This window comes from Pseudomonas sp. LBUM1679 (assembly GCF_059695565.1).
Window position 1 is genome coordinate 7,123,198 of the sequence record NZ_CP166774.1, and the last position, 13,217, is coordinate 7,136,414.

General features: G+C 60.0%; 10 protein-coding genes. 3 read left to right on the forward strand and 7 right to left on the reverse strand.

Annotation, left to right across the window (positions count from 1 at the left end; translation table 11 throughout):
- The first annotated feature begins 10 nt into the window (after positions 1-10).
- From phoB to ACA062_RS32705, 3 genes are all read left to right on the forward strand, one after another.
- The gene (gene phoB, locus ACA062_RS32695; protein ID WP_128874514.1) at positions 11-700 is read left to right on the forward strand and encodes a phosphate regulon transcriptional regulator PhoB; all 690 of its coding nucleotides are present in this window, start codon (positions 11-13) and stop codon (positions 698-700) included.
- A gap of 71 nt (positions 701-771) precedes the next feature.
- Positions 772-2,058, forward strand: coding sequence for a phosphate regulon sensor histidine kinase PhoR (gene phoR / locus ACA062_RS32700; protein WP_497457527.1), 1,287 nt, complete (start codon positions 772-774; stop codon positions 2,056-2,058).
- Positions 2,059-2,181: 123 nt separating this feature from the next.
- On the forward strand, positions 2,182-3,522 hold the full coding sequence (locus ACA062_RS32705; RefSeq protein ID WP_497454620.1) for a hemolysin family protein: 1,341 nt from the start codon (positions 2,182-2,184) through the stop codon (positions 3,520-3,522).
- Between the two features lie 66 nt (positions 3,523-3,588).
- Here the strand turns inward: ACA062_RS32705 and ACA062_RS32710 are convergent, their stop codons facing one another.
- From ACA062_RS32710 to ACA062_RS32740, 7 genes are all read right to left on the reverse strand, one after another.
- A complete protein-coding gene (locus ACA062_RS32710) occupies positions 3,589-4,509 on the reverse strand; it encodes a peptidoglycan DD-metalloendopeptidase family protein (RefSeq protein ID WP_497454621.1) in 921 nt (306 codons plus the stop codon).
- A 207-nt stretch (positions 4,510-4,716) separates the two neighbouring features.
- On the reverse strand, positions 4,717-5,628 hold the full coding sequence (locus tag ACA062_RS32715; protein ID WP_497454622.1) for a response regulator: 912 nt from the start codon (positions 5,626-5,628) through the stop codon (positions 4,717-4,719).
- A gap of 302 nt (positions 5,629-5,930) precedes the next feature.
- A complete protein-coding gene (gene phoU / locus ACA062_RS32720; protein WP_497454623.1) occupies positions 5,931-6,692 on the reverse strand; it encodes a phosphate signaling complex protein PhoU in 762 nt (253 codons plus the stop codon).
- A gap of 119 nt (positions 6,693-6,811) precedes the next feature.
- On the reverse strand, positions 6,812-7,645 hold the full coding sequence (gene pstB, locus ACA062_RS32725) for a phosphate ABC transporter ATP-binding protein PstB (protein ID WP_128874518.1): 834 nt from the start codon (positions 7,643-7,645) through the stop codon (positions 6,812-6,814).
- Between the two features lie 183 nt (positions 7,646-7,828).
- Positions 7,829-9,499 carry a phosphate ABC transporter permease PstA gene (pstA, locus tag ACA062_RS32730; RefSeq protein ID WP_497454624.1) on the reverse strand — a complete coding sequence of 557 codons (1,671 nt, stop codon included), beginning with the start codon at positions 9,497-9,499 and terminating at the stop codon, positions 7,829-7,831.
- Positions 9,500-9,514: 15 nt separating this feature from the next.
- A complete protein-coding gene (locus ACA062_RS32735) occupies positions 9,515-11,797 on the reverse strand; it encodes an ABC transporter permease subunit (RefSeq protein WP_497454625.1) in 2,283 nt (760 codons plus the stop codon).
- Positions 11,798-12,036: 239 nt separating this feature from the next.
- Positions 12,037-13,035 (reverse strand): phosphate ABC transporter substrate-binding protein PstS, encoded by a 999-nt coding sequence (locus ACA062_RS32740; RefSeq protein WP_497454626.1) that lies wholly within the window; start codon positions 13,033-13,035, stop codon positions 12,037-12,039.
- Positions 13,036-13,217: the final 182 nt, after the last annotated feature.

The window sequence follows — 13,217 nt, forward strand, 5'->3', positions numbered from 1 at the left end:
GGATTAACGCATGGTTGGCAGGAGCATTCTGATCGTCGACGACGAAGCGCCCATTCGCGAAATGATCGCCGTTGCGTTGGAAATGGCCGGCTACGATTGCATGGAGGCGGAAAACTCGCAGCAAGCCCACGCCATCATCGTCGACCGCAAGCCGGATCTGATTCTGCTGGACTGGATGCTGCCGGGCACGTCCGGTATCGAACTGGCCCGCCGCCTCAAGCGCGATGAGCTGACCGGGGACATCCCGATCATCATGCTCACCGCCAAGGGCGAAGAGGACAACAAGATCCAGGGCCTGGAAGTCGGCGCCGACGACTACATCACCAAACCCTTTTCCCCGCGCGAGCTGGTGGCGCGCCTGAAGGCCGTGCTGCGCCGTGCCGGGCCTACCGACGGTGAGGCGCCGATCGAAATCGGCGGCCTGCTGCTGGACCCGATCAGCCATCGCGTGACCATCGACGGCAAACCCGCCGAGATGGGCCCGACCGAATACCGTCTGCTGCAGTTTTTCATGACTCACCAGGAACGCGCCTACACCCGTGGTCAGTTGCTGGACCAGGTCTGGGGCGGCAACGTCTATGTCGAAGAGCGCACCGTCGACGTGCATATCCGCCGCCTGCGCAAAGCCCTCGGTGATGCCTATGAAAATCTGGTACAAACCGTGCGCGGCACCGGCTACCGGTTTTCTACCAAAGCCTGATCTGTGCCCGACAAGCTGACAAGGACGCGCTTTTAGTGAACCAAAACTGGCATGGCACCCTGATCCGCCACATGCTGCTGCTGGTCACCGCCTGCCTGGTGATCGGCCTGATTTCCGGCTACTACGGCTGGAGCCTCGCCGCGGGCCTGGGCCTGTACCTGGCCTGGACCCTCAAGCAACTGCTGCGCCTGCACGAATGGCTGCGCCTGCACAAACCCGACGAAGCGCCGCCCGACGGCTATGGCCTGTGGGGTGAAGTGTTCGACAGCATCTACCACCTGCAACGCCGCGACCAACGGGTTCGCGGGCGCCTGCAAGCGGTGATCGACCGGGTCCAGGAGTCCACCGCCGCATTGAAAGACGCGGTGATCATGCTCGACAGCGACGGCAACCTTGAATGGTGGAACCGCGCCGCCGAAACCCTGCTCGGCCTCAAGACGCCACAAGACAGCGGCCAGCCGGTGACCAACCTGGTACGCCATCCGCGTTTCAAGGAATACTTCGAGCAGGACAGCTACGCCGAGCCGCTGGAAATCCCTTCACCGATCAACGATCGCCTGCGCATTCAGCTGTACATCACCCGCTACGGCAACAACGAACACCTGATGCTGGTGCGCGACGTCACACGCATTCATCAGCTGGAGCAAATGCGCAAAGACTTCATCGCCAACGTCTCCCACGAGCTGCGCACGCCGCTGACGGTGATCTGCGGCTACCTGGAAACCCTGCTCGACAATGTCGAGGACGTGAACCCGCGCTGGTCCCGTGCCTTGCAGCAAATGCAGCAGCAAGGCGGGCGCATGCAGACCTTGCTCAACGACTTGCTATTGCTGGCCAAGCTGGAAGCCACCGATTACCCGTCGGACAACCAGCCAGTGGCGATCGACGGCTTGCTGCAATCGATCAAGAGCGATGCTCAACAGCTGTCGGGCCAAAAAAACCAGCGCATCACGCTGGAAGCCGACCCGACCATTTTGCTCAAGGGCAGCGAAGCCGAATTGCGCAGCGCATTTTCGAATCTGGTGTTCAACGCGGTGAAATACACCCCGGCCGAAGGCAATATCCGCATTCGCTGGTGGGGCGATGAGCAAGGCGCGCACCTGAGCGTGCAGGATTCCGGGATCGGCATCGACAGCAAACACCTGCCGCGCCTGACCGAACGCTTCTACCGCGTCGATTCCAGCCGCAACTCCAACACCGGCGGCACCGGGCTCGGGCTGGCCATCGTCAAACACGTGCTGCTGCGTCACCGCGCGCGGATGGAAATCAGCAGCGTGCCGGGCCATGGCAGCACCTTTACCTGCCATTTTGCGCCGGCCCAGGTCAGCAAAACCCGGGTCATCAGCCCCGCCGACTGATACCGGCCAGCACGCGCCACTAGGCAATCGCTGAGTCAGCCGCTACATTGGCTGACTTGTGCCTGCCCTTCAGGCACCGCATTTCCCCCTTTTTTGAATACACGGAAACCGCAAAACTCCATCATGGACCCATCCCCTGGCTTGACCCTCGCGACACTTTTCGCCGATTTCGGCATGATTCTTTTTGCTCTGATCCTGGTTTTGCTCAACGGCTTTTTCGTTGCGGCGGAATTCGCCATGGTCAAATTGCGCTCGACCCGGGTCGAGGCCATCGCTGAAAAGAACGGCTGGCGCGGACACATTCTGCGCACCGTACACAGTCAGCTCGATGCTTACCTGTCGGCGTGCCAACTGGGTATCACCCTCGCCTCCCTGGGCCTTGGCTGGGTCGGTGAACCCGCGTTCGCCCACATTCTCGAGCCGTTACTGAGCGCCGTTGGTGTAGAGTCCGCCGAAGTGGTCAAGGGCGTATCGTTCTTCACGGCGTTCTTCATCATTTCGTACCTGCACATCGTGGTCGGCGAACTGGCACCCAAATCCTGGGCCATCCGTAAACCCGAGCTGCTGTCGCTGTGGACCGCAGTGCCGCTGTACCTGTTCTACTGGGCCATGTACCCGGCGATTTACCTGCTCAACGCCAGCGCCAACACGATCCTGCGGATCGCCGGCCAGGGTGAACCCGGCCCGCACCATGAGCACCATTACAGCCGAGAAGAACTGAAGCTGATCCTGCACTCCAGCCGCGGTCAGGACCCGAGCGACCAGGGCATGCGCGTCTTGGCTTCGGCGGTGGAAATGGGCGAGCTGGAAGTGGTCGACTGGGCCAACTCCCGGGAAGACCTGGTGACCCTGGAGTTCAACGCACCGCTCAAGGAAATCCTGGCGATGTTCCGTCGCCACAAATTCAGCCGTTATCCGGTGTACGACAGCGATCGCCAGGAGTTCGTCGGCCTGCTGCACATCAAGGACCTGCTGCTGGAGCTGGCGGCCCTAGACCATATTCCCGAATCGTTCAACCTCGCCGAGCTGACTCGCCCACTGGAGCGCGTGTCGCGGCACATGCCGCTGTCGCAGCTGCTGGAGCAGTTCCGCAAGGGCGGCTCGCACTTCGCCCTGGTCGAAGAAGCCGACGGCAACATCATCGGCTACCTGACCATGGAAGACGTGCTGGAAGTGCTGGTGGGCGACATTCAGGATGAACACCGCAAGGCCGAACGCGGGATCCTCGCTTACCAGCCGGGCAAGCTGTTGGTACGGGGTGATACGCCGCTGTTCAAGGTTGAACGGTTACTGGGCATCGACCTGGACCACATCGAAGCCGAAACCCTCGCCGGGTTGATCTACGAAACCCTGAAACGGGTGCCGGAAGAGGAAGAAGTGCTGGAAGTCGAAGGGTTGCGGATCATCATCAAGAAGATGAAAGGGCCGAAGATTGTGCTGGCCAAGGTGTTGATGCTGGACTGAGCCATGCCCTTGTAGGAGCCGGCTTGCTGGCGATCAGGAGCGCTGCGGTGTCTTTGTTATACCGCGTTACCGTTCATCGCCAGCAAGCCGGCTCCTACCGCCCAACGCAAAGTTGGGCAACGCCCCCACCGGCTGATTGAACTGGTACGGAATCGACACCAGTCCCAACCCGGTATTACGCTGCACCACGAAATGCAAATGCGGCCCGCTGCTGTTGCCGGTGTTGCCCGACAGCGCCAGCGCACTCCCCACCGAAACCCGCTGCCCCTCGCGAACGCTCACCGACCCTTGCTTGAGGTGCAAATACACGCCCATGGTCCCGTCATCGTGCAGCACCCGTACGAAATTCCCCGATGGATCGGTGCCACGGCCGGTCTGACTGTTCTCGGTTTTCACCACCACCCCGCCCCGGGCCGCAATGATCGGCGTACCTTCAGGCATGGCGATGTCCATGGCGTAACGGCTTTTGGCACCGAAGTGGCTGTATTGACCATTGGCCCCCTGACTCAAGCGAAACGGCCCGCCACGCCAGGGCAACGGATAACGATAGGCCATGGCGGCTCCTGAGGGGTCGCCCAGGGAATACTGGAACCTTGAGGCATATACCAGAGGCTTTCCGGCGAGGGTGGCGGTGAGCAGCGCCAGACGAATGTTGCTGCGCGCCGGCATTACCCGGCGGATCGGCCGGCTCGGTGCGCCGCTGACGTTCTTCAACCCGGCGAAACTCAATTCGATCTCGACCGGGGCATACAGGTCATTGCGCACGTAAACGCTGTCCATGCCCTTCTGCTTCTTGATATCGAGGTACACCTGACGCTCGAGGCGCTCGACCATGCGATCGCGAAAAACGAACACCTGGGCGCCCTGCGTGGGGCGGTCGCTGTAGGAGACCACGCCATGGGCGTCTTTGGACTTGTAGATCGTAATGGCCATAGCCGAGGTGGAGGCCAGGAAAAGACCACAGAAAAACAGCAGGCGCGCGAGCATGGGCAAGATTCTGTCGAGTAAGGCCTGGGGGATGAGCCTAGCAGCTGCAATGGACCCGGGTAGTGGGCAGATGTTTCAAAATGGGCAGCCAAGGAGATGTATGGTGGATTCAAAGGCCCCATCGCGGGCAAGCCCGCTCCCACAGGTATCGTGTGAACCCTGTGGGAGCGGGCTTGCCCGCGATGGGGGACTGGCAGGCGACGAAGGTTACGCGCCAGGAATGAAATGCTTCTGCGCCGTACCACGCGCAATCAACCGAGAAATGTAGTCCAGCTTCTGCGCATCCTGATCGACAAAGCGAAACGTCAGCTGCAACCATTGGCTGTCGGGCTTGGGCTCGTGGGCGACGATGGCGTGCAGGTAGCCGTTCAGGCGGGCGGTTTCAGCGTTGTCGCCCTGTTCCAGATCGAGCACGGCGCAGTCGAGGACTTGCGGCAGGGTGTCGGTGCGCTTGATCACCAACAGTGCTTCCCTGAGGCTCAAGGCCTTGATCACGCACTGGGCAATGCCATTGGGTAAACGCAGTTGGCCCTGGCCGCGACCGCCGCTGAGTCCCGAGGACGCTGGCGCCTTGACCGGTGGGCTGTTGAGCAAGCCGCGAGACGCTGCAGTCGGCGCCGCTGCGACGGCAGATGGCGCGACCACAGCGCACGTGCCGCCCGTCAATGCATTCAGGGAATCATTACCGAAGGCCGAATTCATTTTACTCGGCACGCTGTTGATCAAGGTATCGAGCTTGCCGACCTTGTTCAGAGCCTGCTTGACCTTGGTCACCAACTGCTCGTTGGTGAAGGGTTTGCTGACGTAACCGGAAACGCCGGCCTGGATCGCCTGGACGACATTCTCTTTGTCGCCGCGACTGGTCACCATCACGAATGGCAGGGTCTTGAGGTGGTCCTGCTCGCGGCACCAGGTCAGCAGTTCCAAGCCGGACATTTCCGGCATTTCCCAGTCGCACAGCACCAGGTCGAACGTCCCCCGTGCCAGCAAGGACTGAGCTTTCCTGCCGTTGACCGCTTCTTCGATGCGGATGCCCGGGAAGTAGTTGCGCAGGCACTTCTTCACCAGGTCACGAATGAACGACGCGTCGTCCACGACCAATACACTGACCTTACTCATCCACCACCCCTCTAAAAATCCCGGCAGGCATTGCCCTTCGCTGACGGCACAATGCCAGAAACCTGTAGGAGCGAGCTTGCTCCGGGCGGCGTTCCGACGATGGACGCAAGAGCGCCGCATTTAGTCAGTAAACACGCGTTATCGTTAACGACTTTCGCGAGCAATCGAGCGTCGACCGGCTGCTCCTACAGAACAGCATTGCAGTCACGCCGGGACTTTTCGTTCGCGGGCGCTGCTTTCAAACAGGTAAACCACAAACAAAAACGCCCGGCCAAAGGGCCGGGCGCTTTTCTCGGGGCATCTTACTTATCGTCAGCGTTGCCCGGAACATTAGCGGTTTCGCCACTGGTACCTTCAACTTCTTCTTTCATGCGCTTAAGGCCCAGGTGACGCACATCGGTGCCGCGCACCAGGTAAATCACCAGTTCCGAAATGTTGCGCGCGTGGTCGCCAATCCGCTCCAGCGAACGCAGCACCCAGATAATGCTCAAGACTCGCGAAATAGAACGCGGGTCTTCCATCATGTAGGTGGCCAGCTCGCGCAATGCAGTCTTGTATTCGCGGTCGATGATTTTGTCGTATTGCGCCACCGACAACGCGAGGTCGGCGTCGAAACGGGCAAAGGCGTCCAGTGCGTCGCGAACCATGTTGCGCACCTGGTCGCCGATGTGGCGCACTTCGACGTAACCGCGTGGCGCTTCGCCTTCTTCGCACAATTGAATGGCGCGACGGGCGATCTTGGTCGCTTCGTCACCGATGCGCTCCAGGTCGATCACCGACTTGGAGATGCTGATGATCAAGCGCAGGTCGGACGCCGCCGGCTGACGACGGGCCAGGATACGCAGGCATTCTTCGTCGATGTTGCGTTCCATCTGATTGATCTGGTCGTCGATCTCGCGAACTTGCTGGGCCAGGCCGGAGTCAGCCTCGATCAGCGCGGTGACCGCGTCATTGACCTGCTTTTCCACCAGCCCGCCCATGGCCAGGAGGTGGCTGCGCACTTCCTCGAGCTCGGCGTTGAACTGCGCAGAGATGTGATGGGTAAGGCCTTCTTTACTAATCATCGGTTTCGCTCCGCGAAAGTTGCAAGCTTCAAGCTGCAAGCTTCAAGCAGTTATGTATAAGTCCTGGTATCGCACGCGTCTTTCCAGCCGCTTGCAGCTTGATGCTTGCGGCTGCCCTGCTAGCCATAACGACCGGTAATGTAGTCTTCGGTCTGCTTCTTCGCCGGATTGGTGAACAGGGTGTCGGTGTCGCCGAACTCCACCAGTTTGCCCATGTACATGAACGCGGTGTAGTCGGAAACCCGCGCGGCCTGCTGCATGTTGTGGGTCACGATGACAATGGTGAACTTCGATTTCAATTCGTAGATCAGTTCTTCGACTTTGAGCGTGGAGATCGGGTCGAGTGCCGAGCACGGTTCGTCGAGCAGCAGCACTTCCGGTTCCACGGCGATGGTGCGCGCGATCACCAGACGTTGCTGCTGACCACCGGACAGGCCCAGTGCCGATTCGTGCAGGCGGTCTTTGACTTCTTCCCACAAGGCGGCGCCTTTCAACGCCCATTCAACGGCTTCGTCGAGCACGCGTTTCTTGTTGATGCCCTGAATGCGCAAACCGTAAACCACGTTTTCATAGATGGTTTTGGGAAACGGGTTCGGCTTCTGGAACACCATGCCGACGCGACGACGCAGTTCGGCCACGTCTTCGCCCTTGCGGTAGATGTTGTTGCCATACAGGTTGATGGCGCCTTCTACGCGGCAGCCGTCGACCAGGTCGTTCATGCGGTTGAAGGTGCGCAGCAGCGTGGACTTGCCGCAGCCGGACGGGCCGATGAAGGCCGTCACGCGCTGTTTCGGAATGTTCATGCTGACGTCGTACAGCGCTTGTTTATCGCCGTAGAACAGGCTCAGGCCCGGCACTTCGATGGCTACGGTTTCCTGCTCGAGGCTCAGGCTCTGCTTGTCGCGGCCCAGGGCGGACATGTTGATGCCGTGGGTATGTGCTTCGTGCTGCATGGGAGGCTCCCTGTGCTGACAAATTCGGTTCGTTTAACCCCGGGCCTGATACTCAGGCCAGGGGCTTACTCAAAATCTTTGTCTGACGCCCGGTCCCCTGTAGGAGCTGGCTTGCCAGCGAAGGCGTACTCACTGACGCCAAAAGCTTCGCTGGCAAGCCAGCTCCTACAGGGTCGGCGGCGATCAGCTATCCAGCGCTTTGTATTTCTCGCGCAGGTGGTTACGGATGTAGACGGCCGACAGGTTCAATGTCGCGATCACCAGCACCAGCAACAACGCTGTGGCGTACACCAGCGGCCGTGCGGCTTCGACGTTCGGGCTCTGGAAGCCGACGTCATAAATATGGAAGCCCAGGTGCATGATCTTCTGGTCAAGGTGCAGGTACGGGTAGTTGCCGTCCAGCGGCAGCGACGGTGCCAGTTTCACCACGCCCACCAGCATCAACGGCGCCACTTCACCGGCGGCGCGCGCCACGGCGAGGATCATGCCGGTCATCATCGCCGGGCTGGCCATCGGCAGCACGATTTTCCACAAGGTTTCAGCCTTGGTCGCGCCGAGGGCCAACGAGCCTTCACGCACGGTGCGAGGAATCCGCGCCAGGCCTTCTTCGGTGGCCACGATCACCACGGGCACCGCCAGCAGCGCCAGGGTCAGGGAGGCCCAGAGCAGACCCGGCGTACCGAAGGTCGGCGCCGGCAATGCTTCAGGGAAGAACAACCGGTCGACCGAGCCGCCCAGCACATAAACGAAGAAGCCCAGACCGAACACACCGTAAACGATGGCCGGAACACCCGCCAGGTTGTTCACCGCGATGCGGATAATCCGGGTCAAGGCGTTCTGCTTGGCATATTCACGCAAGTAAACCGCCGCCAGCACGCCGAACGGCGTCACGATCATCGCCATGATCAGGGTCATCATCACAGTGCCGAAAATCGCCGGGAAGATCCCGCCTTCGGTGTTCGCTTCACGCGGGTCGTCGCTGAGGAATTCCCAGATCTTGCTGAAATAGAAGCCAATCTTGGTGAAGGTGCTCATGGCGTTCGGCTGATAGGCATGGACCACTTTACCGATGCCGATTTCGAGCTCTTTGCCGTTGGCATCGCGAGCCGTCAGGCTGTCGCGGTTGAACTGGGCGTGCAAGTCGGCAAGACGCGCTTCGATGTCCTGATAACGCGCGTTCAGCTCGGCGCGCTCGGACTCCATGTCCGCTTGTGCGGTGGCGTCGAGCTGGCCGGCCAGTTCCAGTTTGCGACCGTGCAGGCGGATACGTTCGAGGCCGGCGTTGATCGCGCCGATATCGGACTTCTCCAGGGTCTTGAGTTGTGACGCGAGCTGGTTGACGCGAGCGACACGGGCCTGCAACTCAGGCCATGCCGCTTCGCCTTCGGCGATGACCTTGCCGTCCTGTTTGACGTTGACCAGGTAGCCGTAGAAGTTGCCCCATTCACGACGCTCGATCGCCATCAACTCCGGCGGGGTCTTCTGGTTAGTGAGCCACTCGCCGACAATCCAGGTGAAGTCGGTGCCATTCAGGTCACGGTTACCGACCTTGATCAGCTCGCGCGTCATGAACTCCGGGCCCTGATCGGGCACCGGCAGGCCAGCGCTTTTCAGACGCTCGCGGGGCACTTGTTCTTTTTGCACCACTTCGCCGACGACCAGGTGATTGGCCTGGCCCGGCACATCGTAGCTGGCGTGGATCAGGTCCGCCGGCCAGAAGTGACCCAGGCCGCGCACGGCAATCACCGCGAGCAAGCCAATGGTCATGATGACCGCGATGGACACCGCGCCACCGCTGATCCAGACGCCAGGGGCGCCGCTCTTGAACCATCCATTCAGGGAGTTCTGTTTCACAGACTTCTACCTTTCTTAAAGCGACGAGTATTTCTTGCGCAGACGCTGACGAATCAGCTCCGCGAGGGTGTTCATGACGAAGGTGAACAGCAGCAGCACCAGCGCCGAGAGGAACAGCACGCGGTAGTGGCTGCCGCCGACTTCCGACTCCGGCATTTCCACCGCGACGTTGGCGGCCAGGGTGCGCAGGCCTTCGAACAGGTTCATTTCCATGACCGGGGTGTTACCGGTGGCCATCAGCACGATCATGGTTTCACCGACCGCGCGGCCCATGCCGATCATCAGCGCCGAGAAGATGCCCGGGCTGGCCGTGAGGATCACCACGCGAGTCATGGTCTGCCACGGCGTGGCACCGAGGGCCAGGGAACCGAGGGTCAGGCCACGAGGCACGCTGAACACGGCGTCTTCGGCAATGGAGTAGATGTTCGGGATGACCGCGAAGCCCATGGCCAGACCGACCACCAGTGCGTTGCGCTGGTCGTAGGTGATGCCCAGGTCGTGGGAGATCCACATGCGCATGTCGCCGCCGAAGAACCAGGTTTCCATGTACGGGCTCATGTACAGCGACAACCAGCCAACGAACAGGATCACCGGGATCAGAATCGCGCTTTCCCAACCGTCCGGCACTTTCAGGCGGATGGATTCAGGCAGGCGACTGAAGACGAAACCCGCCACCAGAATGCCGATCGGCAACAGCATCAGCAGGCTGAAGATGCCCGGCAGGTGCCCTTCCACATAGGGTGCGAGGAACAGGCCAGCGAAGAAACCGAGGATCACCGTCGGCATGGCTTCCATCAGCTCGATCACCGGCTTGACCTTGCGGCGCATACCCGGGGCCATGAAATACGCGGTGTAGATTGCAGCGGCAACAGCCAGTGGCGCGGCCAGCAGCATGGCGTAGAACGCTGCCTTCAATGTACCGAAGGTCAGGGGCGCCAGGCTCAACTTGGGTTCGAAATCGGTGTTCGCGGCGGTCGATTGCCAGACGTATTTAGGCTCGTCGTAGTTCTCGTACCAGACCTTGCTCCACAGCGCGCTCCAGGAAACCTCCGGGTGCGGATTCTCCAGTAGCAACGGTTGAATCTTGCCGCCTGCTTCCACGATCACCCGGTTGGCCCGTGGCGAAAGACCAAAGATCCCTTGGCCTTCGACCACCTGATCCACCAGCAACGTGCGGTGCGCAGTACTGTGGAATACCCCGAGCTTGCCGGAGGCGTCGAGGGCGATGAAGCCTTTGCGACGTTCTTCGGCGGTGATTTCAACGATCGGCGTGGTGCCCATCTGGAAGGTACGGATCTGCTTCAGACGCGATTCGCCATCAGGATCGCGCGCCATGAACCATTGGGCCAGACCGCCCTTGGAGTCACCGAGTATCAGCGAAATACCGCCCACCAGTTGGGTGCTGGCGGTGATTTCGGCATCGCCGTTTTCAAGCAGCTTGTAACGACCGTTGAGGCTCTTGTCGCGCAGGCTGAACACATCGGCTTGCGCACGACCGTTAATCACGTACAACCACTGCTGGCGCGGGTCAACGAAGATGTTCTTCACCGGCTCGGTCATCTGCGGCAGGTCGATGCGCTTCTGCTCGCTGGTGATTTCGCCGGTCATCATGTTTTCTTCGCTGGTCAGCGACAACACATTGAGTTGCGAACCGGTGGAACCGACCAGCATCAAGGTCGTATCGGTGGCGTTGAGGCTGACGTGCTCCAGCGCACCGCCGGCCTCGTTCAGCGTAATCGGGGCTTCGCCATACGGGTACTCGATGGCCGGCGAGATGGTCTTCTTGCCGTCCGGGTAGCTGACTTTATAGGTGTGACGGAACACTAAAGCCTGGCCGTTGGAAAAGCCCACGGCTACCAGCGGCTGACCGGGCTGGTCTTCACCGATACTCGTCACGCTGGTACCAGCCGGGACCGGCAGCTCGACGCGCTTGAGTTCGGCGCCACTGTCGATGTCGAAGAACAGTGCCTGCCCTTTGTCGGAAACCCGCATGGCGACCTGGTTCTGTTCTTCCAGGGAGATCATCAATGGCTTGCCGGCGTCTTGCATCCAGGCAGGCGTGATGCTGTCTTTGGCGGTCAGGTCGGCGCCCTGGAACAGGGGCAGGACGACATAGCCGAGGAAGAAGAAGATCAGCGTGATCGCGCCCAGAACAGCGAGGCCGCCAACAAGGACGTACCAGCGGGTCAGGCGATCCTTGAGCGCACGAATACGGCGCTTGCGTTGCAACTCAGGCGTATTGAAGTCAATTCGCTTGGGGGGATTTGTAGTCATGGGGGAATTGGCCAGATCATTCATTCGCACACCCTAGCGATCCTGTATGACAGAAAGATGACAGTGCAGTGACGCAACAAATCCGCCGCCTGTGGGAACTGGCAGAGGATCGAAAATTTGGGAGCCGGTATTGACCGGCATTTGTAGGAGCGAGGCTTGCCCGCGAAGGGGTCGTTACATTCAATATCAATGTTGACTGACCCACCGCTTTCGCGAGCAAGCTTCGCTCCTACAGGTCCGGGGCGTGCCCCGGACCTAGGGTTTTACTTTTTTGCTACGTTGTTACCTTCCTGCAGACCCAGGTCAGCCAGTGCTTTTGCAGCAACCTTGGCTGGCAGCGGGATGTAGCCGTCTTTCACTACAACTTCCTGACCCTGTTTGGACAGAATCAGTTTCACGAACTCGGCTTCCAGCGGGGCCAGAGGCTTGTTCGGTGCTTTGTTGACGTAAACGTAGAGGAAGCGCGACAGCGGGTATTTGCCGTTCAGGGCGTTTTCTTCGGTGTCTTCGATGAACTCAGTGCTGCCTTTCTTGGCCAGGGCCACGGTCTTCACGCTGGCGGTCTTGTAGCCGATGCCCGAGTAACCGACGCCGTTCAGCGAGGAGCTGATCGACTGCACGACCGAAGCCGAGCCTGGTTGTTCGTTAACGTTTGGCTTGTAGTCGCCTTTGCACAGGGCTTCTTCTTTGAAGTAGCCGTAGGTACCGGATACCGAGTTACGACCGAACAGTTGAACCGGCTTGTTGGCCAGGTCGCCGGTCACGCCCAGGTCGCCCCAGGTTTTGACGTCGGCTTTAGCACCGCACAGACGAGTGGACGAGAAGATCGCGTCAACTTGTTCCATGGTCAGGTGCTGGATCGGGTTGTCCTTGTGCACAAACACAGCCAGGGCATCCACTGCGACCGGGATAGCGGTTGGCTTGTAGCCGTATTTGGTTTCGAAGGCTTGCAGTTCGTTGTCCTTCATTTTGCGACTCATCGGGCCCAGGTTAGCGGTGCCTTCAGTCAGCGCAGGTGGTGCGGTAGAAGAACCGGCAGCCTGAATCTGGATGTTTACGTTCGGGTATTCTTTTTTGTAGTTCTCAGCCCACAGGGTCATGAGGTTGGCCAGGGTATCGGAGCCGACGCTGGACAGGTTGCCCGACACACCAGTGGTCTTGGTGTAGCTCGGGATCGCAGGGTCAACAGCGGCAACCGCGTTGGCAGTCGCAACGCCAGCAGCGACAAAAGTCATTGCCGCCATCAAACGCTTCAGTTTCATGCCTTACTCCTAGCAGATAGGGTGTGTTAAGTCGGGGCCAAGTATCAGCAGGCCGTGTGAACACTCTATGGCTGAAATATGACAATTGGATGAAAGGCCAGCATTCGATGCTTCAAAGGATGATTCGCGTTGCTCCCTTCGCAAGCAGGCTCGCTCCCACAGGTACTGTGTTCCCCGCAAAT

Coding starts and splice junctions, on each gene's coding strand:
- phoB (WP_128874514.1), top strand. CDS start 11: ATGGTTGGCAGGAGCATTCTGATCGTCGACGACGAAGCGCCCATTCGC.
- phoR (WP_497457527.1), top strand. CDS start 772: ATGCTGCTGCTGGTCACCGCCTGCCTGGTGATCGGCCTGATTTCCGGC.
- ACA062_RS32705 (WP_497454620.1), top strand. CDS start 2,182: ATGGACCCATCCCCTGGCTTGACCCTCGCGACACTTTTCGCCGATTTC.
- ACA062_RS32710 (WP_497454621.1), bottom strand. CDS start 4,509: ATGCTCGCGCGCCTGCTGTTTTTCTGTGGTCTTTTCCTGGCCTCCACC.
- ACA062_RS32715 (WP_497454622.1), bottom strand. CDS start 5,628: ATGAGTAAGGTCAGTGTATTGGTCGTGGACGACGCGTCGTTCATTCGT.
- phoU (WP_497454623.1), bottom strand. CDS start 6,692: ATGATTAGTAAAGAAGGCCTTACCCATCACATCTCTGCGCAGTTCAAC.
- pstB (WP_128874518.1), bottom strand. CDS start 7,645: ATGCAGCACGAAGCACATACCCACGGCATCAACATGTCCGCCCTGGGC.
- ACA062_RS32735 (WP_497454625.1), bottom strand. CDS start 11,797: ATGAATGATCTGGCCAATTCCCCCATGACTACAAATCCCCCCAAGCGA.
- ACA062_RS32740 (WP_497454626.1), bottom strand. CDS start 13,035: ATGAAACTGAAGCGTTTGATGGCGGCAATGACTTTTGTCGCTGCTGGC.